At 51.7% G+C, this 26,479-nt stretch carries 26 protein-coding genes and 1 tRNA gene; 16 read left to right on the plus strand and 11 right to left on the minus strand.

Features of this window, described 5'->3' with window-relative positions:
* The first annotated feature begins 354 nt into the window (after positions 1 to 354).
* The 9 genes from R6H26_RS06165 (at position 355) to R6H26_RS06205 (ending at position 7,631) form a co-directional block, all read left to right on the plus strand.
* Positions 355 to 428: transfer RNA gene (locus tag R6H26_RS06165), tRNA-Val, on the plus strand.
* A gap of 162 nt (positions 429 to 590) precedes the next feature.
* Entirely contained in the window at positions 591 to 1,691 is a 1,101-nt protein-coding gene (locus tag R6H26_RS06170; protein ID WP_404789255.1) for a tyrosine-type recombinase/integrase, read from the plus strand.
* Positions 1,691 to 2,449 (plus strand): hypothetical protein, encoded by a 759-nt coding sequence (locus tag R6H26_RS06175; RefSeq protein WP_404789257.1) that lies wholly within the window; start codon positions 1,691 to 1,693, stop codon positions 2,447 to 2,449. The genes R6H26_RS06170 and R6H26_RS06175 overlap by 1 nt, the downstream gene beginning before the upstream one ends.
* Before the next feature lie 197 nt (positions 2,450 to 2,646).
* Complete coding sequence (locus R6H26_RS06180; RefSeq protein WP_404789259.1) at positions 2,647 to 2,940, plus strand: hypothetical protein; 294 nt, start codon at positions 2,647 to 2,649, stop codon at positions 2,938 to 2,940.
* Positions 2,941 to 2,952: 12 nt separating this feature from the next.
* The gene (locus R6H26_RS06185; RefSeq protein WP_404789260.1) at positions 2,953 to 3,102 is read left to right on the plus strand and encodes a hypothetical protein; all 150 of its coding nucleotides are present in this window, start codon (positions 2,953 to 2,955) and stop codon (positions 3,100 to 3,102) included.
* The gene (locus R6H26_RS06190) at positions 3,099 to 5,621 is read left to right on the plus strand and encodes a DUF927 domain-containing protein (RefSeq protein ID WP_404789262.1); all 2,523 of its coding nucleotides are present in this window, start codon (positions 3,099 to 3,101) and stop codon (positions 5,619 to 5,621) included. The genes R6H26_RS06185 and R6H26_RS06190 overlap by 4 nt, the downstream gene beginning before the upstream one ends.
* A gap of 243 nt (positions 5,622 to 5,864) precedes the next feature.
* A complete protein-coding gene (locus R6H26_RS06195) occupies positions 5,865 to 7,016 on the plus strand; it encodes a transposase (RefSeq protein WP_404783408.1) in 1,152 nt (383 codons plus the stop codon).
* A gap of 170 nt (positions 7,017 to 7,186) precedes the next feature.
* Entirely contained in the window at positions 7,187 to 7,417 is a 231-nt protein-coding gene (locus R6H26_RS06200; RefSeq protein WP_404789263.1) for a hypothetical protein, read from the plus strand.
* A 13-nt stretch (positions 7,418 to 7,430) separates the two neighbouring features.
* Positions 7,431 to 7,631: a hypothetical protein gene (locus tag R6H26_RS06205; RefSeq protein ID WP_404789265.1), complete on the plus strand. Its 201-nt coding sequence runs from the start codon at positions 7,431 to 7,433 to the stop codon at positions 7,629 to 7,631.
* On the opposite strand, the gene R6H26_RS06210 is transcribed toward R6H26_RS06205, so the two are convergent.
* Positions 7,628 to 7,870, minus strand: a complete 243-nt coding sequence (locus R6H26_RS06210) for a hypothetical protein (RefSeq protein ID WP_404789266.1) — start codon at positions 7,868 to 7,870, stop codon at positions 7,628 to 7,630. The genes R6H26_RS06205 and R6H26_RS06210 overlap by 4 nt on opposite strands.
* Before the next feature lie 197 nt (positions 7,871 to 8,067).
* Here R6H26_RS06210 and R6H26_RS06215 point away from each other — a divergent pair, with 197 nt between their 5' ends.
* Positions 8,068 to 8,436, plus strand: coding sequence for a hypothetical protein (locus tag R6H26_RS06215; RefSeq protein ID WP_404789268.1), 369 nt, complete (start codon positions 8,068 to 8,070; stop codon positions 8,434 to 8,436).
* A gap of 7 nt (positions 8,437 to 8,443) precedes the next feature.
* Here the strand turns inward: R6H26_RS06215 and R6H26_RS06220 are convergent, their stop codons facing one another.
* Positions 8,444 to 8,887 carry a hypothetical protein gene (locus tag R6H26_RS06220; RefSeq protein ID WP_404789270.1) on the minus strand — a complete coding sequence of 148 codons (444 nt, stop codon included), beginning with the start codon at positions 8,885 to 8,887 and terminating at the stop codon, positions 8,444 to 8,446.
* An 88-nt stretch (positions 8,888 to 8,975) separates the two neighbouring features.
* Positions 8,976 to 9,482, minus strand: a complete 507-nt coding sequence (locus tag R6H26_RS06225; protein ID WP_404789272.1) for a hypothetical protein — start codon at positions 9,480 to 9,482, stop codon at positions 8,976 to 8,978.
* A 210-nt stretch (positions 9,483 to 9,692) separates the two neighbouring features.
* Between R6H26_RS06225 and R6H26_RS06230 the strand changes: the two genes are divergently transcribed.
* On the plus strand, positions 9,693 to 10,097 hold the full coding sequence (locus R6H26_RS06230; RefSeq protein WP_404789273.1) for a hypothetical protein: 405 nt from the start codon (positions 9,693 to 9,695) through the stop codon (positions 10,095 to 10,097).
* Entirely contained in the window at positions 10,094 to 10,354 is a 261-nt protein-coding gene (locus tag R6H26_RS06235) for a hypothetical protein (RefSeq protein WP_404789275.1), read from the plus strand. Before R6H26_RS06230 ends, R6H26_RS06235 begins: the two co-directional genes overlap by 4 nt.
* Positions 10,355 to 10,732: 378 nt before the next feature.
* On the opposite strand, the gene R6H26_RS06240 is transcribed toward R6H26_RS06235, so the two are convergent.
* Complete coding sequence (locus R6H26_RS06240) at positions 10,733 to 12,838, minus strand: M3 family metallopeptidase (protein ID WP_404789277.1); 2,106 nt, start codon at positions 12,836 to 12,838, stop codon at positions 10,733 to 10,735.
* A gap of 189 nt (positions 12,839 to 13,027) precedes the next feature.
* Here R6H26_RS06240 and R6H26_RS06245 point away from each other — a divergent pair, with 189 nt between their 5' ends.
* Complete coding sequence (locus tag R6H26_RS06245) at positions 13,028 to 14,692, plus strand: dipeptide ABC transporter ATP-binding protein (RefSeq protein WP_404789278.1); 1,665 nt, start codon at positions 13,028 to 13,030, stop codon at positions 14,690 to 14,692.
* A 14-nt stretch (positions 14,693 to 14,706) separates the two neighbouring features.
* On the opposite strand, the gene R6H26_RS06250 is transcribed toward R6H26_RS06245, so the two are convergent.
* From R6H26_RS06250 to R6H26_RS06275, 6 genes are read right to left on the minus strand one after another with little or no spacing between them, the layout of a single operon-like run.
* Complete coding sequence (locus R6H26_RS06250) at positions 14,707 to 15,441, minus strand: M48 family metallopeptidase (protein WP_404789279.1); 735 nt, start codon at positions 15,439 to 15,441, stop codon at positions 14,707 to 14,709.
* A gap of 10 nt (positions 15,442 to 15,451) precedes the next feature.
* The gene (locus tag R6H26_RS06255) at positions 15,452 to 18,604 is read right to left on the minus strand and encodes a type I restriction endonuclease subunit R (RefSeq protein WP_404789281.1); all 3,153 of its coding nucleotides are present in this window, start codon (positions 18,602 to 18,604) and stop codon (positions 15,452 to 15,454) included.
* A gap of 21 nt (positions 18,605 to 18,625) precedes the next feature.
* Positions 18,626 to 18,796, minus strand: a complete 171-nt coding sequence (locus R6H26_RS06260) for a hypothetical protein (protein ID WP_404789283.1) — start codon at positions 18,794 to 18,796, stop codon at positions 18,626 to 18,628.
* A 34-nt stretch (positions 18,797 to 18,830) separates the two neighbouring features.
* Positions 18,831 to 19,400, minus strand: coding sequence for an Rpn family recombination-promoting nuclease/putative transposase (locus tag R6H26_RS06265; RefSeq protein WP_404789284.1), 570 nt, complete (start codon positions 19,398 to 19,400; stop codon positions 18,831 to 18,833).
* Positions 19,401 to 19,414: 14 nt separating this feature from the next.
* Entirely contained in the window at positions 19,415 to 20,746 is a 1,332-nt protein-coding gene (locus tag R6H26_RS06270; protein ID WP_404791228.1) for a restriction endonuclease subunit S, read from the minus strand.
* Positions 20,736 to 22,769: an N-6 DNA methylase gene (locus tag R6H26_RS06275; RefSeq protein WP_404789285.1), complete on the minus strand. Its 2,034-nt coding sequence runs from the start codon at positions 22,767 to 22,769 to the stop codon at positions 20,736 to 20,738. The genes R6H26_RS06270 and R6H26_RS06275 overlap by 11 nt, the downstream gene beginning before the upstream one ends.
* A 118-nt stretch (positions 22,770 to 22,887) precedes the next feature.
* On the opposite strand from R6H26_RS06275, the gene R6H26_RS06280 reads away from it, so the two are divergent.
* Positions 22,888 to 22,986, plus strand: a complete 99-nt coding sequence (locus R6H26_RS06280; RefSeq protein WP_404789287.1) for a hypothetical protein — start codon at positions 22,888 to 22,890, stop codon at positions 22,984 to 22,986.
* 32 nt (positions 22,987 to 23,018) lie between these two features.
* Here R6H26_RS06280 and R6H26_RS06285 read toward each other — a convergent pair whose 3' ends face one another.
* A complete protein-coding gene (locus R6H26_RS06285) occupies positions 23,019 to 24,278 on the minus strand; it encodes a D-alanyl-D-alanine carboxypeptidase (RefSeq protein WP_404789288.1) in 1,260 nt (419 codons plus the stop codon).
* Positions 24,279 to 24,388: 110 nt separating this feature from the next.
* Between R6H26_RS06285 and plsX the strand changes: the two genes are divergently transcribed.
* Together plsX and R6H26_RS06295 are read left to right on the plus strand one after the other, a co-directional pair.
* Positions 24,389 to 25,426, plus strand: a complete 1,038-nt coding sequence (gene plsX / locus R6H26_RS06290) for a phosphate acyltransferase PlsX (protein WP_404789290.1) — start codon at positions 24,389 to 24,391, stop codon at positions 25,424 to 25,426.
* Positions 25,427 to 25,449: 23 nt separating this feature from the next.
* Positions 25,450 to 26,427, plus strand: a complete 978-nt coding sequence (locus tag R6H26_RS06295; RefSeq protein WP_404791230.1) for a beta-ketoacyl-ACP synthase 3 — start codon at positions 25,450 to 25,452, stop codon at positions 26,425 to 26,427.
* Positions 26,428 to 26,479: the final 52 nt, after the last annotated feature.

Here is a 26,479-nt window from a genome sequence, read left to right on the forward strand (position 1 = left end):
GTTGAGCCGAGGATTAGCGAATGATGTACATCTGCCTTGTACGCCGAGGCTCTTGAATGAGCAACACGACCCATTTAATGCGCTTGAACTTGAGTCTTAAGATACTGAGTTGAGCGCGTGCAGATCGAGCTGAGGCCGCTGAAGTGCAGATTTTTGGTGCGTTGCGATCGCCCTAACCCTAAAGACCATTACGGTCAATTTGCGATCGCCAACCCCGATAGCAACGCTAACAATCGGACTTCGGCATTCACAAAACCCAGCCCTACCGAATATCGCCGTGAGTTCAAACCCCGCTCAAAATGGCGCGATTCTGGTTTGCAACTTCGCGAAGCCTATGGTAGTTTAGAGTTCTGCGGACGCATAGCTCAGTTGGTTAGAGCACCACGTTGACATCGTGGGGGTCTCCCGTTCGAGTCGGGATGTGTCCATTGGTTGGGGAACCATTAATTGATAAGGCTTGCGGGGTTTCAAGGGAAACTTCACAGGTCGCTTTTTGCTGAATAGGCATCCACGAGGATAGGCTGTTTAGGGCTTTTAAGTACCGTAAGTTTCCCGCAATGTTCCCGTAACGGATTGCGAGTGAAACCCGTATGAGAGTTTATGTTGAGCGCGATCGCTCACGATTGAGGATCAGAATCGTCCACCAGGGCAAAAAGCATCAGTTCAGTACCGGGCTAATGGACACCAAAACGAACCGGGCCTATGTTCAGGGCATCGCCAGCCGAATAGAGCTGGACATGGTTTCAGGGCAGTTTGACTCTACGCTGCTGAAGTACCGTCCCAATGCGGTGGGGTCTAACCCTGCCGGGGTGAGCTGCCCTGAGTTGTTTAGGCGGTTCACTGAGCATCAGTTCAAAACGAAAGGGTTGGCACCAGGTTCAAGGCGACGGTATCAGCCCATCCAATCTTGTCTTGAGCAACGGCTGAATATTCCTGCCCATCAGGTGAGCGATCGCACTGCTGGCAACTATGCGGCTCTGCTGCTGGAGCGACTGACGGCAAGGTCGGCGAAAGAGCGCTTGTGGATGCTTGCGGCCTGCTGGGACTGGGCGCAAGGGCGCTATCACGTCGCTGAGCTGAATCCATGGACAGTCCAGGTTCAAAGAATCAAACCCCAGCCATCGCAGAAGGTGAAACCCTTCACTGCTGCTGAAGTCAAGGCCATTCTCGGAGCCTTCCGCAGCTCTCCCCACTACCAGCATTATGCTGATTTTGTGGTTTTCCTGTTTGGGGTTGGGTGTCGATTTGGCGAAGCCGCCGGACTGCAATGGAAGCATGTTGCAGATGATTTTCAAACCGTCTGGATAGGGGAGAGCGTGAGCCGTGGACATCGCAAAAGCACTAAGACGGGGAAGGCTCGGACGGTGATGCTTAGCCCGATGGTGGCGAAGATGTTGGGCGATCGCCAGAAAAGGTTACAGCCCATGCCAGATGACCTGGTGTTTCCCAGTCCGAAGGGTTTACCCATTGATGACCACAACTTCAGAAATCGAGCCTGGAAAACCATTCTTGAGCAATGCCATATCGAATACCGCCGTCCTTATTGTGTCCGGCACAGTGCCATTAGCCACGCCCTAGCCAGCGGCGCAAATCCGATGGATTTAGCGGAACAGGCTGGACATGATAAGCGGGTGCTGCTGAGCACCTATGCCCATGCGATCGCCAAACAGAGTCTTTTCGTGGAGTTTTGATGATGAAACCAACAAATGACAGTGAATTCATAGCGTATGACCTTGCGGCATTTCAACAAGACGATAAGGCCGGGTTACTCGATGTCTTGAGATTTCTCTATGACGAAGATTCCGATTGGGAGATGCCGAAGTCGGAGAGAGACGAATTTAATTATCGAAGGCTAGTGATTGCCAGATTCATCCAAAAGGAGATTAATTCAAGGTTCAAGATGAAGGAACTTAATCGCAAATGGACAAAGGTCGTCGATCCTGAAGTTGAACTATGGCGCAAAACTCTAACGATGCTAGAGAGACTGCACACTCTGGGCTTTTTACCACGCCCGCACCCTCATCCGGTTATAGCCTTGCTCGCACTAATTAAGGAAAAAGCGTTGTTAATGTGCAATTTTTCGTTGACTGAATATGAAATCGAGGGTATTAACGGGAAGGAAGATGCGATCGCTATGTGGAAGCGGCAAAATCGTCAAATTCAGGCGCAAGAGATAAACCCTTTCGGTGCTGAACATTATCCGCATACCTGGCAAATACTGAATGTCGCTCAAAAAGTTGCGGAGGAGTCAAATCAGTTTTGCAGAAGCTATTTTACGCCTGTCGTTCGCGCTCGGATGACGGTCGTTGCTCGGATTGACGACTCTCAAGGCAAGCTTCGGTACAAGGGCAAAATAATTCGACAGGGAAAATCTGTAAGCGAGATTCGTAAAAAAGAGGCTCACAATACCGAGACCCAAAAATTTGATTTTGAAATGCCTTCCTCGTAAGGGTTTCAGTCTTAAAACGGCTTTTAAATTTTTCCAGTTTTTCTAGGCAATAATCCTGAAAACCCCAAAAGCCTTATTTAGCATCCCCCAACCAACCAAAAACCATTAGCACCCCCTCTCCGTAGTTTCCAGGCCGCAGAGATTTGGAGGTGCCAACGGTTAAACCCCAACCAACTATAAATAGCGAGGTTTCCATTATGGTCAATCAATTCTGGCGACGTGGCAAGAAAGCGGCTCTTAAGCCCATCTGTCCTTACGGCAAATCAAAAATCCAAAGCCTCATCCGTGAAGGCGTGTGGCGCGAAAACCTGCATTTTGTCACCGACCCTTCAGGCGATCGCATCTACAACCTAGATTTAGTGGCTGACTGGATGGCGAATATGAACGATCCGGTTGCTCATATTCGAGCCTGTGAGCTGTATTTAGCGAGTCTGCCAAGCAATCAGGCCAAAAACAAAACCCCCAAAAGCCAATCCGGTAAAGCGGCTTAAGGGGGTTCCGAAATGAAACTAAAACTCTGGGTTAATCTTAACCCACAAATGCCGCAACGTCTAGAAACCTTTCTGGACATGCCCTGGAACCATCAAGCTTCCCTTGAAGTTGACCGATGGCTGTGGTACATCGCTCAAGAATTCGAGGGGGTGCGCCAGTGACCTTCGATATTCGCGAACACCTAGCCAAGCTTACACCTCATAAAGAAACCTCGACCGAGCATCGCTGTATCTGCCCGGTCTGCAAAGGCAATAACCTAACCATCAGCAAAGACTCAGGCGCTTATCAGTGTTGGAGCGGCGGGTGTAACCCGGCTGATATTCGGAATGCGATCGCACCGCTCAACCCGCCAAAGTCAACCCGTCCGCAGTCAGACCGAACATGGCAATACACAGATAGCGAGGGGAATCCCCTCATCCAGACCAGGCGAACTGATGACGGGTTAGGCAAGCGTAAAATCTGGCAGGAATACCGTCTTGATGGGCAATGGCAGGCCAAGGCGACGGAAGCCACCAAAGCCTCTAAGGAAGAGGCAAAACGGGCTGTCATGCCTTTCAACTGGGCAGCGGTTAAAGAGGCGATCGCCGCATGTGAACCCATCTTTTGGGTAGAGGGCGAACCCTGCGTTGAAGCCCTTGAATCCATTGGGCTGAGCGCAACAACCTCCATCGGTGGCAGCGCTGGCTATCGCAAATACGGGGATTATGCTCAGATCTTTCGGGGGGCAACACTGGTCATCTGTCCAGACCGCGACACCAGCGGAATGAAGTATGCGCTTGAAGTCGCAAAAGACTACCCTGATGCCCAATGGCTCTATGCCTTCCCAGACAGCCCATCATGGAAGGCTCTATCTAAGGATGGCGGTTGGGACGTTGCCGACTGGATTGACGCCCTCAAAATCGAAGGATTATCGATCGAGCAGATCCGCGATCGCGTCCTGGCGGCAGTTGAACCCCAGCGGGTCAGTAGCAAACCCAAAAGCGAAACTGAATCAACCCATCGCTTTGAGTCATCCATTGAACATGGGTTGAGTTTTGTCAGTATCCGAACAACTGAGGACGGCATCAAAGAGGATCGAACCCCCATCGGTCATCACCTCAAGGCGATCGCCAAAGTTGACACCATTACCGCTGACCGTGCGGGCATCCATTTAGAGTTCCTGGATTATGAAGGCAATATCCGACGCTGGACTATGGAGCGCGGTCTATTGGCCGGGGAAGGGAACGAACCGCTTAGAGAGCTGATGAATCGCGGCTACCAGTTCAAGCGCTCTAAAAAAGCAAAACTGCTTGATTACCTTCAAAGCTTGGGTTCAGACCTCAGTGATAAATATCGGCTTAGCGATCGCACCGGATGGGTCAAAGGCTCATTCCTGCTGGACAACCGAACCTATGGGGATGAGTTTTTGCGGTTCCGTACCGTCGAACCCCCAAATGATTCAGCCTTCGAGTGCAAAGGCACCCTTGAGGACTGGCAGGTAAACGTAGCGGCTCACGCGATCGGCAATTCAAGACTGATTTTCGGTTTCGGTGTGGCCTTCGGTGCTGCACTGACCGAATGGCTAGACCTTGAGGGCGGCGGCTTCAACTTCGTGGGGGAAAGCTCCAAGGGCAAAACCACGGCCTGTTTAGTCGCTGCATCGGTCTTTGGTCATCCCGAACGGCTGAAGCATTCGTGGCACGCTACAGCAAACGGCCTTGAGGGTATCGCCTGGAGCTACAACCATTTGATGCTGTATCTGGATGAGATGGGTAACGGCGATGCAAAGACCATCGGCACCAGCGCCTATATGTTGGCCAATGGCACCGGAAAAATCCGAGCGAACCGCAACGGGGCTGCCATCAATGAAAGACGCTGGAAACTGCTGTTTTTGTCCTCGACTGAAGTAGGGCTGACCCAAAAACTGCATGAAGCGGGAATGCCCGTTAAAGCTGGTCAAGAGGTGCGGATCATCGACATTCCGGCGATCGCCCACCCTGACTATGGAGTGTTTGAGGACATTGGCAAGCGTAAAACATCAAAGGAATTTGCAGAACACCTTGAATCGAACTCACGGCAATATTACGGCACTGCCTTCGATACCTATATTCAGAAGTTAATTGATGCCCCACCGGAATACCGAGAGAAGCTTCAGGCCCGTCTCAGGGAATTTGCCAAGGAACTCACCCCAGAGGTCGCCGATTCAACCATTGGCAGGGCTGCGAACCGATTCGCGATCGCCTACATTGGCGCATCCGTCGCTTCCCACTTCGGCATTCTGCCCATTGACCTAGACGAAATCAAGCGAGCCGTGCAGTCGGTTTTCAATGCCTGGATTGAAGGGCGGGGCGGGACAGGCTCTCAAGATTTGAACCGAGCGCTTGAGCATATCGAACACCTGCTGGTCACAAATCAACATGGCGATCGCATCTATGACCTGGGAGGTTCTGACAACCAGATCGTCAGAAACCTGCTGGCATATCGAAAGAAAGGCTTAGTGCCACAGGAAACCGAGCATCTGATTCCTACGAGCGTTTTCAACGCTGAATTCTGCCAAGGAGTGAATCGCTCTGCATTGATTGCAGAGCTACAGCGGCGGGGCTGGCTAAAACCGCCTGGATCCGATGGAAAAAATAGCCATCAAGTTTGGGTTGAAGGAGGCAAAAAACGATGCTACGTTTTTGCACATTTTTTCGATTGATTTTCCCTTTGACCCTGTTTTGCGGTGGTAGAGGTGGTAGGCGTGGTAGACCGTTGCTGAGCATAGCTTTCACGCCTACCACCTCCCTACCACCTTGGTTTAGAGGTGGTAGGAAATCAAAAATCCCTTGATGGTGCAGAAAAGTCATGAAGACCTTACCAGCAGGCAATATTCAAATCTGTCAAAGGTGACAGAGAGGGGCATTCAATGTGATGCTTAAGTTCCCAAACTCAGAGCAATCCTATGTCAACCCCTCAACTCTATCGTCAACTGCAAACTCAACTGAGTCAATGGGTCACACCCAAAGATAAACGTCACCTTACTGTGTTTGCTGAAAACATCGCTGCAATCCTCCAAGCCCAAAGTGGCAGCTTAAGCCATTGGCTGACTTATTTGAGTCATCGTCGTTGTAAAGCCCGCTCTCACATGGAACGACTGAGCTACTTCGTTCATAATCCCAAGATCACCTCAGAAACATTCTATGTTCCATTACTGCTTCAATTTCTTCAAGCGTGGGCGGGCATGGCGACGACATTGACCCTGGATACAAGCATGCTGTGGGATGAGTATTGCCTGATAGAGGTCTGTCTGACCTGGGGAGGGCGCTCTTTTCCTTTGGCTCAAAAGGTGCTCAAGCATGGCAGTGCTACGGTCGCTTTTGCGGACTATTGCTCAGTGCTGGATGTGGCTGAGACGGTCTTACCCGCTGATTGTCAAATCACACTATTGGCTGACCGAGGCTTTGAGCATGGTGAGTTAATTCGTTGGCTACGGAGCCATCAATGGTCTTGGGCAATTCGCGCTAAATCCGATTTGAGGGTCACGTTGTCTAATGCTCAAACCGAGTCGGTTGCTGACCTGCTGCCAGAGCCTGAACAAGCTTTTCTATTTTCTGATGTCACGATTCTTGAAGATATCCACTGTCATTTGGCGACCGCTCGATTATCCATCGCCCAGGAGGCTTGGGCTGTGATTACAGATAAATCGCCTTCTGTGCAAACCTTCGCGCTATATGGTCAACGTTTTGGTGGCATTGAACCCCATTTCAAGGATTACAAGTCTGCCGCCTTTGAACTGCCTCGTTCTAAACTCAGAGATGCCCATGCTTTAAGCCGACTGCTGATGTTACTGGCGGCTGCGACCATTATTGCCATTTGCGTTGCCATTGAAACGATCGCTCAAGGCGCACTAAAGTCCATTGATTGGCATGCTCACAGGGGATTGAGTTTTCTGCAAATCGGGCTAAGACGGATTAATCAGTTGTGCTATCAAAGATTACCGCTGCCACCCTTGAGATATTTGCCACGATGTAATCCACCACCTGCTTATGCCTCTCTCAAGAAGCGAGATGCGATGAACACTCGCATTGAGTTTGCCAAGGTGACTGTCTTCTAAAGCTTTCAGCTCCTTTGAGTTTTCTGCACCACTAAGCAAAAATCCTACCACCTCTACCACCTACCAAAAACAAGGTGGTAGGCGTGAAAGTCTCTCCCCATATAGCCCTACCACCTCTACTACACCTACCACCGCAAAACATAAGGAACGGGATTTTTGAAGGGGAAAATATGACTGAACAATCAAATCGATACCGCTCAAGTCATGAATGCGACCAACGAGGGCAGCTCTACCAGGAATGCCTGAAGCTGCTGGCCCAAATTAATCGCGGCCCCTACTACATGAAGGGGCTTATCGGTGCCCGAAATGCTTTGCAGATGTACGCCGGGTATAAAGCAAACCGTACCCATCGCAACAGCACTGATGCAGATGTCGTTACCCAGTCCCTAACCCACAAATAAGGAGAATTGTCCCGTGCCTATTTCAGAAGAGAAAATCAACCAGCTCAAGCGCGATCGCCATACTCAACGACGGCACCATAACCGCTCAGCCTTTCCCCACCTGTGGAAAAGTGCTAGACCTGGCAGCATTAGCCGAAATCATTCGGGGGGCAACCCCAGTGCTGGCAGTCATTCAGAAAGTGGGTTCAATGCCCGCTCAAGGTTAGCGGGCTAAAGCTTGGCCGTCTTCCAAAATGCGCAATGCATATCGGCATCGATCCAGCTTTGTTTGAATAGAGATTGCTTTTCTTTCATGCATTGCTCGTACTTAAGGCTTTGGTAGGCCGTCATCGGCGGTTCGCCTTTAAAGATTTGTTGGCAGCCCATGAAGACAATCGGCATAGAAATGCATAGGCCGATCAACGCTAATCTTGCTTCGCGCTGAGTCATCTTTTTCGGAGGTTTTGCGGTCATGATAGTTGTGTCTGTAGCGATATCTTTAGGTTGCCCCCCGAATGACTAACATTCTCCTTGGATTGGAACTTATCGCTCAGGGCAGTCCCTAGACCGTAAGGGAATTTCAGAAAGTCCAGGCGGTGATCGCCACTTTGAAGCAGTACGGCACAATCGAAGCAACCGAGGACGGGCATATTTTATAGGACAGGGGTTTGATGGCGAGAGAGTTCAACCATGAACGAGCGGCAATGGTGCTCTGTGACGCTGTGATGATGGGCGATCGCAAAGCTGCTGACAAGTGGGATATTAGCCTTCGGACCATCTGCAATTGGCGCGACAGACTCGAAAACGATGAAAAATTACGCAATTTGATGCAAGAATACCGAGAAAAGCAGACTGAAAAATGGCTGGAAGATATGCCTATAGCGATGTCTGCGATTGTTCAGTTTTTTTACAGGGCAGCGACTGAGATGAACCCATCCAAAGCGGATGACGTGACCGCTGTAGTGGCTGTGTTTGCAGCACTCGCAGATATTGAACTGACCCAGAAGATTGTTCAGGCGCGGCTCAGACATACTGAGTAGCAAAACTCTACCGCAGTAAGTTTTTAGGTAATTTGTAGTCAACGGTCGCTTGGGCAAACTTCAGCAGTGAGTAAAGCTCTACGGCAAAATAGCCATCCCTGGACACCAACGGCTCTCCATCCACATCTACACCCAACAAATACAGTGTCTGCCCAGCCACATCCCCAATGCTGACTGGATACTTGCGCCATTGAGCACCTGGAAACCTGGATTGGTTGGGAATGACAATGGGTTCTGGGAGTAGGGATTTAATCAGTGAAACGTTCAGTTGCCAGCCGCGACCACCATGAGTATGAGCAAGGAAAGACTCGAAAGGTACCTCTGGGAAACCCTTAACTTTGACCAGTAAGTCTCCCTTCCTAGTCCCCGTTGCGAGCAGAATCCGATCGCCAGAGGTACCTACAGAAACCGGGGCAACAAAAACTGTGTTTTTCAGAAACCTTGATGCCATTTTTGTCTTTCTCCTTTAGGTCGTAGGCAAGGGACTGGGTGTGTTTTCCCAGGGTTTGGAATCTGGTTCCAATGCCCTGGGGACTGAGTTAATCAATGGGGATGCCCTGATAGAGCGTGGGCTTCTTTCTGGGGGCAATCCCAGCAGGTTTACGGCTTTTGGGCGAAGGCTTACCCTTAGTCTCGGTCTTAGGCTTGCGCTGACGTGCTGGCTTTACTTCAGCCACTTTCTCCGGCAGCTCGATTACGGTTGGTGCTACTGGCATAAGCAGCCCAGCAATGCGGGTCTTTGGCGCTTCAATCATCAGAATCGGTTCCTCTATCAAAAGGGTTTCAACGGCTGGGACTGCATCGAGGCAATACCGAGCAAACCAAGCATCGAACCATTCGCGAGTGTCTTGGCCAGCGATGAAGGTCAGGTATGCCCCCCGAACGAATGCGATGAATGCGGCGATCGCCACTTGTTCAACAGTTGGGACAATATGGGACTGATACCAATCGTCCGCCCGGTAGATGGCGGCTTCAGCTTGGGCGGCAGCGGTCAGAATGCGGTCGATGACTTGAGCGGTCTGTAATGTGGCGGCGAGTTCGTACATTGGAAATCCTTTGAGTGAATGTAGAGGCGGGAAACGGAATGAAGTGCATCGCTTCCATATCTCTATGTTGCCCTAAAAGCCTTGTATTGTAAGCAATCAAATATTTAACTTCTTGATTGGTTGCCCCACGTCCAATCAGTTAAACTAATGCCGTGCAATACCTAGCGATATGCCATACAATACGAAGCATATTATCTTTTTGACTAAAGTATGTCTAACCCTAATCCAGTCATCCCCGATAAATTCAGGGCGGCAATGTATCGGCCCAAATATCCAGACGACCCACTGTCAAAGCAGGCGATCGCGATCCGGTTCCGGGGGTCTGTGGATGCAAAGCTAAGGTCAATTCCAGAATATTCAACCCTCATCCGAGATGCTGTGGATGAGTATTTCACTAGGCTTGAAAGCCCTGTTACAAGCGCGTTGCAGCAGCCCCAAAGCGATATTCCCCTGCCAGCACTAGAGGATGATGGGCGGCCCATGGAGAAAGTTGGGGCTAGAGTTCCGGCTGTCGTTTCCGAGGCGATCGCCACAGTGCCCAACCGTACGGAATGGCTACGCCGGGTCATCACCGAAGCGGCACAGCGGGAATTGATGAAGGGAGGTGAGTCATGACCGAAAGATGGACAGATGAACGGCTGGATAAACTTGCTGACACGGTGGTTCAGACTGCCGATACAGTAAACCAGTTGGTTTCGGGTATGAATCAACTCAATCAGAGAACAGAAACAATTGCGCTTGCCGTAGAGCGCATGACCGATGTACAGCTTCAAACCTTTAGGGTTATTGAAGAAATGCAGGCTGAAGTTAAAGGACTGCAAACTGAGAACCGTCGCATCCTCGATCGTCTCTTTGGCCAGCAACCAAACTGACCCCAATGCAGGGATACTACAGCCCGTAATCTAGGGGTTTTCCCGCGATTTTCCCGCAAGCGTTTTTCTTGAGCGCCGAAATCTATGGCCCGTAAGCATTTCAAGGATGCAAAGCACCACGTTGACATCGTGGGGGTCTCCCGTTCGAGTCGGGATGTGTCCATTGGCTGGGAATATCGTATTATGGAAAACCTTCCGAAGTTATTCGAAACTTCAGAAGGTCGATTTTCAACAATCCAGTTTTAATGCAGTTGGCACCTAGAACGGCAAAGGAGTACCTGTCAGTGCTTGCGGTAGCAAAACAGTTGTTAAAACAGCGCCTCGCTTTGCTCGATCGCAGCCGCGAACCCGCAACCGCTGCGACCGCTTGCGAACCAATCAAGCCGCTTGCAGTAAACCGCTGTGACGCAGGAGCGCTTCCGTATTGGGTTCGCGACCGCGAAAAGCCTTAAATACCTCCATGGGGTGCTTGCTGCCGCCAAGGGCCAAAACGGTCTCGCGGAAACGGCGTCCCGTTTCGATGACTGCCGCATCGTTATCTAGCCCGGCTTCTTCAAAGGCCGCAAAGGCGTCAGCACTGAGGACCTCTGCCCATTTATAGCTGTAGTAACCCGCCGAGTACCCCCCCGCAAAAATATGCCCGAACGAACACAGAAATGCATCTTCCGGCAGCGGTTTGAGTACGGTGGCAGTCTGGGCAATGCGATCGCGCAGTTGTTGGATCGTCTCGCTGCCGCCCGGCTGGTAGCGATGGTGCAGTTCGATATCCATTGTCGAAAAATAAACCTGACGAAGCGTCGCGCTCCCGCTCATGTAGGTGCGAGCTGCCAACAATCGCTGGTAGTATTTCTCCGGTAAAGGCGCGCCCGTCTCGTAATGACGGGCCATGCCAAACAAAGTGGCTCGGTCGTAACACCAGTTTTCCATAAACTGACTGGGCAGCTCCACGGCATCCCATTCGACATTGTTAATCCCCGCAGCCCCTGCAAAATCGACGCGGGTGAGCATGTGGTGCAGGCCGTGTCCGAACTCGTGAAAGAGGGTTTCCACTTCCCGGAACGTCATGAGGCTGGGTTTGCCGTCCACGGGCGGGGTTTGATTGCAGACCAGATAGGCCACAGGCGTTCTTAAGGTTCCGCCAACCTTCGCCCGACCGATGCAGTCATCCATCCAAGCCCCGCCGCGTTTTTCGGCAGGTCGGCTGTAAGGGTCCAGGTAAAAATGGGCGATCGCATCCCCTTGATCGTTGGCAATTTGAAAGTAGCGCACGTCTGGGTTCCAGACCGGAGCCTCCCCGTCGGCAGGCGTGACGGTAATGCCAAAGATGCGATGGACCAAGCCGAACAATCCCTCGAGCACCTGAGGCAGCGGGAAATAGGGCCGTAGCTCTTCATCATTGAGGGAGTATCGTTCCTCTCGCAGGCGCTCTGCCCAAAAGCTGGTGTCCCAATGCTTGAGATCGGATCCTTCCGGGGCATTCCTAGACGCTGCAAATGCCTTCAGTTCCTCTAGTTCCTGCTGAGCGGCCCGATAGCTGGGCTGGCGCAATGCCTCCAAAAGCGCTTCGACAGAATCGACCGTGGGAGCCATTTTGCTCGCCAGACTTACTTCTGCAAAGGTTTTGTAGCCCAGTAGCTCAGCCTCTTCCTGCCGTAGCGCGAGGATGCGCTCGATAATCTGAGAATTATCGTATTCACCCGATGCGGCGCGGCTGATGAACGCGCGATAGAGTTTTTCCCGTAAATCTCGGCGCGAGCTGTGCTGCATAAACGGGCCAAAGCTGGGAAAATCGAGGGTGATCCGCCACGGACCTGCCTCTGGAGTAGCTTCTGGGCTTCCGGCTTCGCGAGCGCTTTGGGCGGCAAAGGCCAAAAGACTAGCGGGCAGTCCGGCAACGTCGTCCTTATCCTGCAAGGTCAAACTAAAGGCTTTGGTCGCATCGAGGACGTGGTTGGAAAATTGCGTGGTCAAGTTTGCCAGTTCGAGCTGAATGGCATTGAAGCGTTCCTTGCGATCGCCCTCTAGCCCCACCCCTGAAAGTTCGGCATTGCGGATAGCACTTTCGACGATGCGCTGTTGGGCAGATTCTAGTGCGACCCAACCCTCGCCATCGCGGATGCGCTTAAATGCATCGTAAAGGGGACGGCTCTGACCGAACCGATTGTAAAACTCCACCACTTTGGGCTGAATCGTTTCGTAGGCTTCGCGCAGGGTAGGACTGTTTTGAACGCCCATCAGGTGTCCGACAATACCCCAACTCCAACGCAGCCGTTCCTCGATATCTTGGAGGGGTTCCACCAACCCTTCCCAGGTCGGTCGAACCGTTGCTTCAAGTTGGGTTAAGGATGTTTCTAAGTCTGCTAGCAACTGGGTTAAGGCGGGTACGACATGCTCTGGCCGTACTCGATCGAAGGGCGGTAAGCCTTTACCCAGCAGGAGCGGATTGGGGGCGATCGCAGCAGCGTTGGATGGATTGACAGTCATAAGGTTCTGGAAACAGTGAGGGACAAAGCATTGACATCACGGTAGCAATTGCAATTTTTGCTCTGCTCGGTGGCATCGCTCTCTTTATAATTTAGCGAGAAATACAGTTAATCGACTTGTTCGGTAGGGTGGTAGGCTACTGACATCTCATTTGCTGCTCAAGATTCACCTCTTCGCGACATCATCCCTATGGACGAGGTTCTTCTTTCAATCGAACGCCTGCGCGTGGCTTATCCCCATCATTCCGGCAGCGGCTCCCGCGGCTCCGAATGGGCAGTAGACGATGTCTCCCTCTCTCTGAAGGCAGGGGAATGCATCGGACTCGTAGGAGAGTCGGGCTGCGGCAAATCAACTATTGGCCGGACGCTGTTGCGGTTGTTGCCGTCGGAGAGTACGGTAGAGGGCCAAATCGAGTTTGCAGGGCAGTCGGTTTTAGCGCTCTCTCCCCAGGAACTCCGCCAATTTCGGGGAGAGTGCATTGGCCTCGTTTTTCAGGACCCAATGACGCGGCTCAACCCGTTGATGACCGTTAAAGATCACTGCTTGGAAACGCTCAAGGTGCATCGGCCTAATTTGTCTGCCCGAGCAGCCAAGGAGCGCGTACTGGCAGCTTTGGCCTCCGTCAATATTCCTGAGGATCGGTGGGCGCAGTATCCCCACGAGTTCAGCGGCGGCATGCGGCAGCGGGTGGCGATCGCCCTGACTCTCCTCCTCGACCCGAAGCTGATCGTGGCAGACGAACCCACGACCAGCCTAGACGTGACAGTTTCGGCCCAGATTCTGAAGGAACTCACGCGCCTCTGCCGGGAACGGCAGATGGGACTCATTTTGATTTCCCACGACCTCGCGCTGGTGAGCGAACATTGCGATCGCGTGGCGGTGATGTACCAGGGCAAGATAGTAGAACTCGGCCCCGCCGATCGAATTCTCCAGTCGCCCGAGCACCCCTACACCCAGTCTTTGCTCAGAGCCGCCCTGCACCTGCAAACCGAAGCCGTTGCCGAACCCGAATCACAGGCGCAGTCCCCGAACCAGGGGGTTTTGCTGAAGCTGGAAAATCTCCAGCAGCACTACGATCTAGACAGCAGCCTGTTAGCACGACTGCTATCCAAAAGCTCTAAAAGCGCGATCCGCGCTGTCGATGACATCAACTTAGAAATTTTTGCCGGAGAAACCCTCGGGCTAGTGGGGGAATCGGGTTGCGGCAAAAGCACCCTCTCTCGCACGATTTTGCGGCTCGTGCGACCCACGGGCGGGCGGGTCATCTTCAAAAATATCGATCTCGCCCAGCTCAGCCAGCAGGAAATGCGCGCCTACCGCCGCGAACTGCAAATGATCTTCCAAGACCCCAGAGCCTGCCTCAACCCCATGATGAAGGTGGGACAAAGCATTGCCGAACCGCTGTTGATTCACAAACTGGCAACGCCCCAAGAGGCCGAAGCTCGGGCTAAAAAGCTCTTCGAGCGAGTCGGACTGACCCCCGCCAATGACTACTACCATCGCTACCCCAGCGACCTCTCCGGCGGTCAGCTCCAGCGCATTGCGATCGCCCGCGCCCTCATCACCCATCCCAAGCTCATCATCTGCGACGAACCCGTGAGCATGCTGGATGCCAGCATTCAGGCTCAGGTGCTGGATCTGATGCAGGATCTGAAAGACGAGTTCGAACTCACTTATCTGTTTATCACCCACGATCTTTGGGTGGCAAGGTTTTTCTGCGATCGCATTGCGGTCATGCACAGGGGTCAAATCGTGGAACTTGGCGAAACTGAATCTATCTTTCGCAATCCTCAACATGCATACACTCAGAAGCTTTTAGGGGCTGCTCCTCTACTGGCTCGGCTGCAAACGTAAATCAGTCCTATGCTCTAACGCATGTCAGTCATCAAGCGATCGCTGTTTGCACAAAGCCACTGCTTGGCTCGCTCCATCTCTGGACAAAGGCTTTGAACCGTCAGCCAAAATCGTTTTGAATGATCGGGAACGACTAGATGAACGGCTTCATGGGTTACCAGGTACTTGAGCACAAAGTCCGGTGCCATAATCAGCCGCCAGTTAAAGGAAAGATTGCTGAGCGAAGAGCAGTTTCCCCACTTTGTTTTTTGTGCCATGACATAAACTTTGTTGGGGGACTTTCCTAATTTCTGGGTCAATGTTTCTAAGAAACGGGAGATTTCCTGTTTAGCCTGCCTTCGTAGCCAATTCTCAAGGCTTTTAATAGGCGAAGTGTGGGATTTTACACCCAAAAGAATAGTGAGCGTGCCGTTCTCGAAAACAACTTTATTAGTGCCTTTACGTTGGAAATTTTCTTCGACCTGTATAGGGGTAGGAATCCCCCGAAAAAGGATCTCGCCTGCTGTTGTTTTGAGTGGCTTACGAATTGAGCTTAGGCGCTCTGCTCTATCTAACTGATTGATAATCCAGCCCTGATTGTGTTCAAGAAAGGCTTCCAGTTCTTGGGTATCTCTCTTTAAGGGCTGCACAACTTCAACGCCGCTAAGCCCTACGCGCACCTTAAGCTTTTGAGCCGTTTTCGACTGCACTAGATGGTAGTCAACCTTTCGCCCCCCTAAGTCAATGGTTTCTAACGTTGCTTGCTTCATGTCATCAATCTCACCGATCGCCTTTCGCAAGTTCGTCTACCGCTGTTTTTAAGAATGGCGGATTGGAATCATCTGGGTTAAAGCCTAGGTCAGCATAGGCTGGGTTCCAAGATTCTGCTAGCAAAGATCGCTCAACCCGCATCTGTCCACCTTGTGTATCGCTCCACCCAGCCGCCAGAAGCTGATGGGATTTTAGATAGTCAACCATCTTTCGTGCTGATTCGGCAAGGTATGATTCATCGCTACTCTTGGCATAGGCACGCAGTACGGTGAATAAAGCATATTCTCCAGGCTGGGTAAGGTTTAGCTTTTCGGGTTCTTCTTTTACTTGAATGATTTCGGCTGCAATATTGCACTTGTCTCTTAGGGAGGCAGCAGCGGCCTCATCGCTGGCGTCTTTACGTTGTTTTAGCTGCTGTAACCGTTCGCCAAGCTGTCGATAGATGAAGCTAGGGTCATCTTCTGACAGCTCCTGCGACAGGATGGCCTCCAGTGCAGCGGCTTTGTCAGCCGGAGTTGGAAAATTTTCTAGGTTGGGGATGAGGTTGGCATCAATTTTATAAACAGGTAGAGATTCGGCGATCGCAATAAAGCGAGTATTTTCTTCGATTAACTGACGGGTTTTGGCAGATAGCTCACCGTAGGTTACTTGAGTGCCGCGCTGTCTTCGGCGGTGGGCAATGTAGATGCTACACAGCCAGCTATAGCTATGCCGATGGTCGTATAAGCAAGGGTCGGGGGCGATCGCTTCCCATAGCCGTTCTAGACTTTTGAAATTTTGCTCAAATGTTCTAGCAGTTTCAGGGTCTTGCAGCCGTCTTAGCGCTGCCAGCAGACAATCTCGCGTATCTTCAATCCCGATGCCTACGAAGGTGGTCATACATTGCTGCACTTCTTCAGGGACTGCGGACTTTAAGACATCCCAGTCAATTAAAGACTCTTCGCGGATATTTTCATCAAAGTTAAGTGCCCGTTCTAAGTTTTCAAACACGCCAAAGTAATCGACTACTAGCCCAGTTCGTTTGTTAAGGCTGGGGAGTGGGCGATTAGTGCGGGCGATCGCCTGGAGTAGGTTATGGTCGCGCAATGGCTTGTCGAGGTACATGACTTGCTCAATTGGAGCATCGAAGCCCGTGAGAAGGCGATCGCAGACAATTAAAATCTTGAGCGGCGGTCGCCACTGGCTACGGTCATCGCCGTGGAGATCGCGGTTCCACTGCTCCCACTCCGCAGGCGTTAGCTTGAAGTAGTCGATTAGTTCATCGGACTGTTGTTTGGAGTAGTTGAACCGATCTAGCTCAGCGTCGTCATTTTGCCCAGCGGAGATGATGACCGCCGACCATTCCGGCGGCAGCCCACGGGCGCTAAGTTTTGCATCTAAGGCATCTTTATATTTAGAGCAAGCAAGGCGATCTACCGCGACCAGTTGAGCTTTAAAGCCGTTGGGGTCAGGATGGGTTAAGAAATGCTCTAACACTTTATTGGTCACAATATCAATGCGTTTGGGCAAGCGCGCCAGGTTTTTCCAGCTTGATTCTTTACGCTGGATTAAGTCTTTAGCTTCTTCGTCCTCAACTTCCATCTCCCCGCACATTTGCTCAAAACCGACGTTTAGCGCCTCTTGATTTACCTCAAAGGGTACTTTGTCCAGAATGTAGTGAATTTCTAGGGTAGCCCCGTCTTTAATGGCTCTGCGATTCCCGTAGTAGCTCAGATAGCGCTCCTGTTGCCCATCCAGGATGGGGCCAAAGTCGCGATGGGTGTTCACCATTGTGCGGTCTACGGGCGTCCCCGTCAGGCCAAACCGGAAGGCATTGGGGAGCTTCACTCGCATGGTCATGGCAAAGCTGCCTTCTTTGCCTTTGCCTGTCCCTTTTTGCGATCGGTGGCATTCATCGACAAGACTGATGATGTTGTCACGGGAGCGGGGTTCTAGATCGCCCATGTTTTGAAAGGACTGGACGGTGGTGACGACGGTGCCGCGCCAGTCGGTGCGCAGTTTGCGCTTTAGGTCTTCTACGCCCAGGGCTTTTTGCACGTTAGGGTAGTCGCAGCTATCAAAGTCATCGGAAAGCTGGGTTTTTAAGTCTCGGCGGTCTACCACAATCAGTACGGTGGCGTTGTTGAGGGCGGGGTGTTTGCGCAGTTTATAGGCGGCAAAGATCATGGTCAGAGACTTGCCAGAGCCTTGGGTGTGCCAAATTAAGCCTGTGCGGTCTTGGGGGGCGACGGGCTTGCCGATGTTGGAGAGGGTGCGATCGACAATATCGTTAACGGCTTCAAACTGTTGGTAGCGGGCAATTTTTTTGGTGACTTTACCTTTTTTGGTTTCAAACACAACAAAGTGCTCAAGGAAATCCAGGACGTGGCAAGGAGCCAGCCGCAGCAATCCTTTGACTGGCGTTTCGAGAGGGTCATCGGGGGTGTCGGCTTCGGGGGTGTTCCAAAATCCTTTTTGGTCGGGGTACAGACTCAGCCAGGGTCCCCAGCTATCCAGGTGTTGCTCGATGTCGTTTTTACTGGCGTTGTGAAACAAAAGGGTGCCGTAGCGAAAGGCGTCTTCATCGGCGGCAATACAAAACAGATTGGGAGCCAGCATCAGCGGAGCCTGACGCTGATAGCGGTGGAGTTGATGCACGCCTTCTTTCCAGTCTTTGCCGCTGGTGAGGTAGCTTTTGTATTCGGCAATGATGAGGGGGATACCGTTGACGAGCAGCACGGTGTCATCACGGCACTGTTTGATGCCCTGAACGCGATATTGGTTGGTCGTGGTGAAGTCGTTGCGGTCTTGATGGGCAGGATCGAATTCGATGAAGCAAACGGTTTTGGCGGGTCGGCCGGGGATGATGTCTACAGAGGCACCGTCTCGCAGCAGGTCGAGGGTGGCACGATTGGCAGCGAGTTTGTCGGGGTGCGCCATGGCTTTGCGCAAGGTGGCAATCGCCATTTTTGCTTGGGCTTCGGTGGTGACGTCTGGGTTAATGCGAAGGATGGCTTCGACTAAAAGCTTTTCGACGAGGGGGTCTTCGAGGGGGCGATCGAAGCGGTTCATTTCAGCGGCATTGCGGTACGTCCATCCCAGTCCTGTTTCAGCGGGGTCTGGGGAGCCTTGACCCGAAAGCCAGCGAATGACGGGAAGTTCGACGTAGTTGAGTTCGCTCATGATGCCAATGGGGATAATGACTTAGGGTTTAGGCTGGGCAGCTTGTCTGACTTGCTCAATGGGTAGTTTTAGGAGTTGGGCGATTTCCTCAAGGGTTAAGCCTTTGGCTAAAAGCCCTGGGACAATTTCTAATTTGGTGTCGGCGACGATTTCTTGATAGACGCGACTCTCTTGAATATTGAGTCCTAGCATGGCTTCGACCTCTTCTCGACTCTGGTTGATGAATTTAATAGATGGCGATTGTGGCAATAATTTCTATTATCTCGTCTCTGGTGAGGGATGACGTTTCTTGCTGTCTGGCTTGCTGAATGAGCTGTTTTGCTTGGCTGATGGCCTGGGCTTCTGGGGCGATGGTGAGCTGCATGAGCTGGATGCCGATGGGCTGTTGGGTGGGGTCGCCGAGTTCGTCAAGGTAGATGCGGGTGACTTGATTGCTGTTGAGCAGAGCGCGGTGGGGTGAAGTGGCTTGGGGTTCTAGGCTGCGGCTGTAGAGGATGATAACACCGTGCCAGTCGTCGTACAGGGTACGGTTGCGGTAAAGGTAGAGCAGGGATTCGGAAAAGAATCGATGGTAAAGGGATTCGTCTTTTTGAAACTGGATTTCGGCAAAGAATACGATTTTGGGTGTAGCGTCTGTGGGGGGCAAAAATACGCCGTCGATGCGAAAAGTGGGTTCTTTGATTTCTACGGATTCAAAGCGGTAGGCTTGGGCGTTGGTGGGCGGCTGTTTGACGAGGGCAAACAAAAGGCTAGGGAAACGTTGAAAAATGGCGTAGAAGATTGCGTCGCGTTTCACAAAAATCGTTGGTGTTACGGAGAAAGTAGTTTATCAGGATTGATGCGCTTTTTGCCTGTTAGCAAGTCGTGCATGAGGGAGTTTTTAAGGCTCAAGAGTTTCTGACGTTTTTCTATTAGGGCTTCAATATATTTTTTATGGGCTTGATTTATTTCTGAAATCATCTCCTGTTCTTTTGCAGAAGGTACAGGAATAATAAGCCGCCTTAACATTCTCTGATTAATTGTATTTAATCCAGAACTGGTCGCGCACCTGGCATTCCAGTACTTTAGAGCGTATGTTGAATTTAACCACAAACAACCGAAATAGGGAGTGATTTCGTTATTTGCTCGTAATCTAAATAGGTGATTTTGGAATGTCAGCCCTTCTGCTTTTTCGGTAACTCTTGCACATCGACCAATTTGTAGACGATCTGCGTGTCCTTCAACCACTAGTAAATCATCAACTTCTAGCGTCCTTAAAGCCATTTCACTATCACTCGCTTCAAGTTCTTGAACATCATTTAAGTTTAAAAAATCTCGCTGTACATTTGCCACTCTAAGATATTGTCGCTTATGAAAATATGGATGACGATTCTGATTGATGGTAAACCCCGTTTGAATTTCAAACTGTTCACTCACAGCACTTAATTTCCAGTTACTAGGAAGCTGACCTAAAGAGCTATTAGAAAACTTGCTTGACGTTTTGCCTGGGTTTTTGATCTGCCCGTTACTGTCTATACCATTGCTTAATAAATCCCTAAGCAAGCTTTTTTGAAATTGTTGTGCCCGATTAATCGCTTCCCTAATCTGCTCAATGGCTATGTCTGCGGCATCGAGGACTTGGGCGATCGCTTTTTGTTCTTCAGGAGGAGGTAGAGCGCACCATATTTTACGAATGTCGCGTTTACTGACCTCATCAAACGTGGTGCCGGAGCCTAATCTCTTGATTATTGGCGTTAATAGATCTAGTAAGTAGTAAAAAAACTCACTATCTACATCATGAGGAATGAAATTTGAAAATCCTTGATTCGTAGCGATAGGAATGGTCGTTATTGCCTTCGCGCCTATTGTTGCTCGGCTCGTATATAGAATTGAATTTTGGGGGAGCAGTGTAGCTGAACTTTCCTCTAATCCAACTTGAGTAATACACTCAGCAGACCCAGAAATATATTTTGCTTGTAGTGCTGTCAAATCTGTTGGTGTTGCCCAAGGGATATCTCCATCACTCCAATATCTTCCTTCAGTTCGGCTCGGAGTTCCACCGCCAACAATATCTGTCAGATCATTTACTTCACATACTCTCCATCCATCGGGGATTCCATATTTTCTCAGAACATCATGCTTTACTCCGAAGCTAACTTGCATATCCAATTTGTCTCAAAAGCTTTTTAAGTTCATTTTCTGCTGTCTCTAAATTCTGCTCGGCATTTTCTAAACTTTTTAAAGCATCCTTCACCTCAATGCGTGGCTCCGGCTCAAACGTATCCACATAGCGCGGAATATTGAGATTAAACTCATTCTCCTCAACCTCCTCCATCTCCACCACCCGCGCCTGCTTCAGCAGCTCATTCGGGTCATCATACAGCGCCATCAATTCCTCCCCCACCTTCGTCACCGCCTCGCGGTCATCCTCAGCACGAAGGCACGTTTCAGCAATTTTCTCATCCCGCTCCGCCAGCTTTGCCGCAGGTCTAACCCGCTGCTTTTCTAGCGCCTTGATTTTCGTCTCTGCCTTTTTCTTTTCGGCCTTGTCCGTCAGATAATCCCGATTCATTTTGACCGTCTCAATCTCCACATCGATTTGAAAGAGACGATCCACAAAATCTTGATACTCCGTTTTCAGCCGCTCAATTTCCTCCGTTTCTTGCAGATCGACCTGCCCATGCAGACGCTCGCGGTACTTCTCCACCAACCCCGCCACCTTCTGCGCATCCCCATAGGCATGGTAATGCACCAAAATCCGCATTACATCTTGGGGGCGTAGCTCATTTTTATTTGAGAGTTCCCGATAGTGCCGTGCCGCGTAGACCAACAGCACCTGATTTTTCCGCTCCTTAGGCCGCTCCTTGCGCAAAATCATCAGACAAGCCGGAACCCCCGCCCCGTAAAAAATATTCAGCGGCAGAGAAATCACCGCATCCACCAAACGCGCATCCAGCAGCGCCTGACGAATCAAATGCTCATCATCTGCCTTACGTCGCTTAATCTTAGGATTGCCTGCCGCATCAAACTCCCCCGTTTCTTCCTCCACCTCCGGCTGCCCTCGAAACAGCACCCCCTGCGGACACACCACCCCAGCCCGCCCCGTCTGCGTCAGCGACGCCAAAATATGCAGCACAAACGCATAGTCTCCATACCCTGCCGGAGGACTGTGAAACCCAGACCCGCGCCCAAATCGACTGTAGGGATCCTTAAATCCATCCTTAAAGACCTCCTTCTTGAGCTTGTCCTTCTTCTTCTTATCGTCCGTCTGCTGCTCTGGACGCAGCCACCAAAAATCATCCGAAAACGGGAAATTAGCAACCACCAAAGAAAACTTTTGTACCTGCCCATTCACTAAAAACTGCGGGTCAGTAATCGTACTAGACCCGCCGCGAATATCCGCCTCCAATCCGTGCAGCACCGAGTTAATTTTGCCGATCGCAAAATTCCCCCAGTTCATTTCCTGCCCATAATACCGAGCCGCATTGCGCCGATGCCCCTGCTCCTCCAAAAAATCTGCCGAATGAATCAGCATTCCGCCACTGCCGCAGGTTGGGTCATAAATTGTATCTCCCGGCTGCGGCTCCAAAATCCGCACCAGCGTATCCACCACCTCCGGCGGCGTAAAAAATTCACCCGCCTTCGCCCCCGCATCATCCGCAAACTTTTTGATCAAATATTCGTAAGCCCGCCCCAAAATGTCTGCAGGCACACTCTCATTCGACAGGTTAACCTCATTAAAATGCTGCACCAGCGCGTGAACCACCTCATTCGGAATCAGCTTCTTACCGCTGGCATCAGGCGCAGGCTGGTTCCAGTCCACCGTAAACACGCCATTGAGTTCAGCATTGGCATCCGCCACCGCCCGCATCGCATCCGTGAGCGTTTTGCCAATCTCCTCCGAAACCGCCAATACATCGCCCCAATGCGACCCAGCCGGAATTGAAAACCGATGTTCGCCCCGCGCCCGAAATACAGCCTTTTGTGCCTCGGTAAATTTGCGCCCCTGCTGCCGTTCTAGCTCGGCGATCGCGTCATCCGCCTCGTTATCCCACTGATCGCAAAGACGCTTGTAAAACATCAAAGACAGGATGTAATTTTTGTAGTCCTGTCCGGCGGTCTTCCCCCTTAGAATATTTGCCGCACCCCACAGGTGAGCCTCAAGCTGTTGCTGTCTCAATCGCATGTTTGGTGTTCGCGTTAATGTTTTTAGGCCAGCATTAGATTTTAACCTTGTTTTTTGCTCAGTCATCGCATTGCTCTCCTTTCCCCGATGCATTGCGGTCATGCACAGGGGGCAAATCGTGGAGCTTGGCGAAACGGAAGCCATCTTTCGCAATCCGCAGCATGCCTACACGCAGAAACTACTGGGAGCAGCTCCTCTACTGGCTCGGCTGCAATAGTGAATCAATGCCTGCGCTCTAACGCATGTCAGTCACTGCAACCAAAAATCGTCCTGCATAAGTCGATCGATGACTTTAAGACGCTGGACCGCGACCGGATCGCGCTGGATTCCAGCTGGCTGCGCTAGGGCAACCCCTTCCCCCCAATGCTGGGCCAACCGCTTTAAGAAACCGTCTTGTTCTTTCCGAAACCCATCCGTAAAATCATTGCCGCTATTCATCACGGCAAACCAAACTGGCCCGTAACGCTGGGTCTGAAGAACTCCCGCTAGTCCGCTCGTGTTCCAAAGCGTTCCGGTTTTAACAACAGTGGCCGCAGGCATTTTGCGCTCCTCGACCGTTCCCCGATCTGGTCCCATCACTGGAAATACATCTCCCAGGCTAAGCTGCTGGGCTTGCAGCTCCGCTTGAATCGCCTGAAATAACCCCACCACCGCACGAGGAGAGAGCTTATTGTCTTGCCCCAATCCCGACCCATTTTCGAGCAAAATTTCCTGAGGCGCGACTCGACCCGTCTCAATGGCAATTTGTTGGAGCACGTCCGGTCCGCCCAGTCGATCGGTCAAGGTCTCGGCAATGCGGTTGTTGCTATAGACATTCATCATTTTGAGAATGTCGGTTAAAGGCAGCGAGGCATGGCTAATTAAGGGTTTCTCCGCTCCATTTTCCTGAGTTATCTCGCTCGCGACGGTTCCTACAATCTCAACCTCGGATTTGGTGGTGCCGGAATTCCAGACGGCTTTGAGCTGTTCCCCTGCCGTTTGAAGGTTGGGGTCTAGGTTAAAGAGAAATGCACCGGAGACGATTAATTGGCCCGTCACTTTGCGAATACCCAACGCGTTGAGTTGCTGGGCAATGGCGATCGCCTCAGACGTCACCAACAGCGGGTCGCCATCCCCCTGAATGTGAAGATCTCCCGCTAACACGCCATCCTTTACCGCTCCAGTCGTCCAGATCTGCGTCTTGAATTGATGCGTTGGCCCCCAAGTCTTGAGGGCGGCTAGCGTGGTGGCTACCTTGGTCAGAGAAGCGGGGGTTTGAAGCTGCTGTCCCTGGCGATCGACCAGCAGAGCCGAGTCTGTTTGCAGCCATAACCCTTGTCGTTCGGATACTATACCCTGCTGCGCGAGCGTGTTTAAGTATGCCTCCACCAATCGATCGCGTCGGGCATCGGCGGGTTGGAGCGCAAAGCGATGCAGCGATGCAGACCGCAACTGAAGCGGAGGTTCCGCAATACGGGCTGTTTTTAGCCATAACCCTAGCAGACTAGAGGAAAAAAACTCAATAAACATGTCCGTCAATTCGGCAATCTCTGTATATTTCGATGTTGAAGCGCCGCAAATGGCTAGAGTGGGACTTAGACAATCTGCTAAAATTCTTTAGGATTCTACAACATTGACTCATGCCAGTATCTCGCGCACGGATTGCAATTGATGCAATGGGAGGTGACTATGCCCCAGACGAAATCGTTGCCGGAGCACTCAGAGCGCAGGAAGAACTGGGTGTAGATATTTTGCTGGTGGGCGATTCAGAGCAGGTTAGCACCTCTGTTAAGAAGCATTCTCCGTCAGCCTCCGTGGAGGTAGTGCCTTCCGAGGGCGCGATCGAGATGCATGAAGAGCCGTTGATTGCCCTGCGTCGCAAGCCTAAATCTTCCATCAACGTCGCGATGGATTTGGTCAAGCAAGGCCGAGCCGATGCGGTGGTGTCTGCCGGACACTCCGGTGCGGCGATGGCTGCGGCGCTGTTGCGCTTGGGGCGGATTAAGGGTGTAGATCGTCCTGCCATTGGGGCATTGTTGCCGACGATGATTCCGGGAAAGCAGGTTTTGTTGCTGGATGTGGGAGCAAATGTAGACTGTCGCCCTAAATTTTTGGACCAGTTTGCCACGATGGGCAGCATTTACAGCCAGTTTATCTTGGAAACGGAAGACCCTAAAATTGGTCTCCTCAACATTGGCGAAGAGGAGTCTAAGGGCAACGAACTCGCCCTCCGCGCCCACGAACTGCTGAAGGTCAATCCCAATATTAATTTTGTCGGCAATGCTGAAGGCCGGGATGTCCTGTCCGGCCACTTCGATGTCGTAGTCTGCGATGGCTACGCGGGCAACGCGCTCCTCAAGTTTGCCGAGGCGGTGGGCGAGTTTGTCGTGCAGATTTTGCGCGAAGAGCTACCCCAGGGGATTCGAGGAAAAGTAGGGACTGCCCTGCTGATGCCCAATCTCCGCCGGATCAAGCAACGCATCGACCATGCCGAACATGGCGGCGCGCTTCTGTTAGGGGTAGATGGAATTTGTATTATCAGCCACGGCAGTTCTCAGGCTCCTTCGATATTTAATGCCATTCGCTTAGCAGCAGAGGCCGTAGACCATCAAGTTTCAGATCGAATTCGCGGCTGCTATCAGAAGATGATGGCGTCAACTTCAAAGGGAGAGCGCTAGTGCAGCAAAATTGGATAGCCGGAATGGCAATGACGGGATGCGGTTCTGCAGCACCTGCTGTTTCCCTCAGCAATGAAGAACTCAGTCAGGTCGTGGAAACTTCCGACGAATGGATTGCTTCCCGCACGGGTATCCGCTCGCGGCGTCTGGCGTCTGCGAACGAATCCTTGGTTGGGTTTGCAACTGAGGCGGCTAGAGAGGCGATCGCCATGGCAAACCTCGACCCTACAGACATAGACCTGATTCTGCTAGCAACCTCCACGCCAGAAGATTTGTTCGGTACGGCTTGTCAGATCCAAGCGCAGCTCGGCGCAACGCGGGCGGTGGCGTTCGATCTGACGGCGGCTTGCTCGGGTTTTGTGTTTGGATTGGTGACGGCAGCGCAGTTTATTCGCACGGGCGTTTACAAAAACGTCGTCTTGATTGGGGCGGACGTGCTGTCTCGCTGGGTGGATTGGGAAGATCGGCGCACCTGCGTGTTGTTTGGGGATGGGGCTGGAGCGGTGGTGCTTCAGCCCGACGATCGCGATCGCCTGCTGGGGTTTGCCCTCCGCAGCGACGGCACCCAAAACAGCTACCTGAACTTGGCCTACCGGGCCGAGCATGTAGCCTTGACGGATAAAGTGGCGATCGGTCGCGGCACGTTTGCGCCCATTACGATGAACGGGCAAGAGGTCTATCGCTTTGCGGCGCGGCGGGTGCCAGAGATTATTGAGAAGGCGTTATTCCATGCAGAACTGACGGCGAACGATGTGGATTGGCTGCTGCTGCACCAAGCCAACCAGCGGATTTTGGATGCGGTGGCGCAGCGTTTGAAAATACCGCCGGAAAAGGTGATTAGCAACTTAGCCGAGTTTGGCAATACGTCTGCGGCTTCAATTCCGCTGGCGTTAGATGCAGAAGTGCGCCAAGGACGGATGAAGTCAGGGGACATTGTGGCGTCTGCTGGATTTGGCGCAGGCTTGAGCTGGGGCGCGGCTATTTTTGAGTGGGGATGTTAAGGGGTTCTCAATCTAGAACTGTGCTCAGGTATTTTGCACTTGCTTTTGTCTG

Source organism: Altericista sp. CCNU0014 (genome assembly GCF_044923475.1).
Taxonomy (GTDB): Bacteria; Cyanobacteriota; Cyanobacteriia; order Thermosynechococcales; family Thermosynechococcaceae; genus JAAURS01.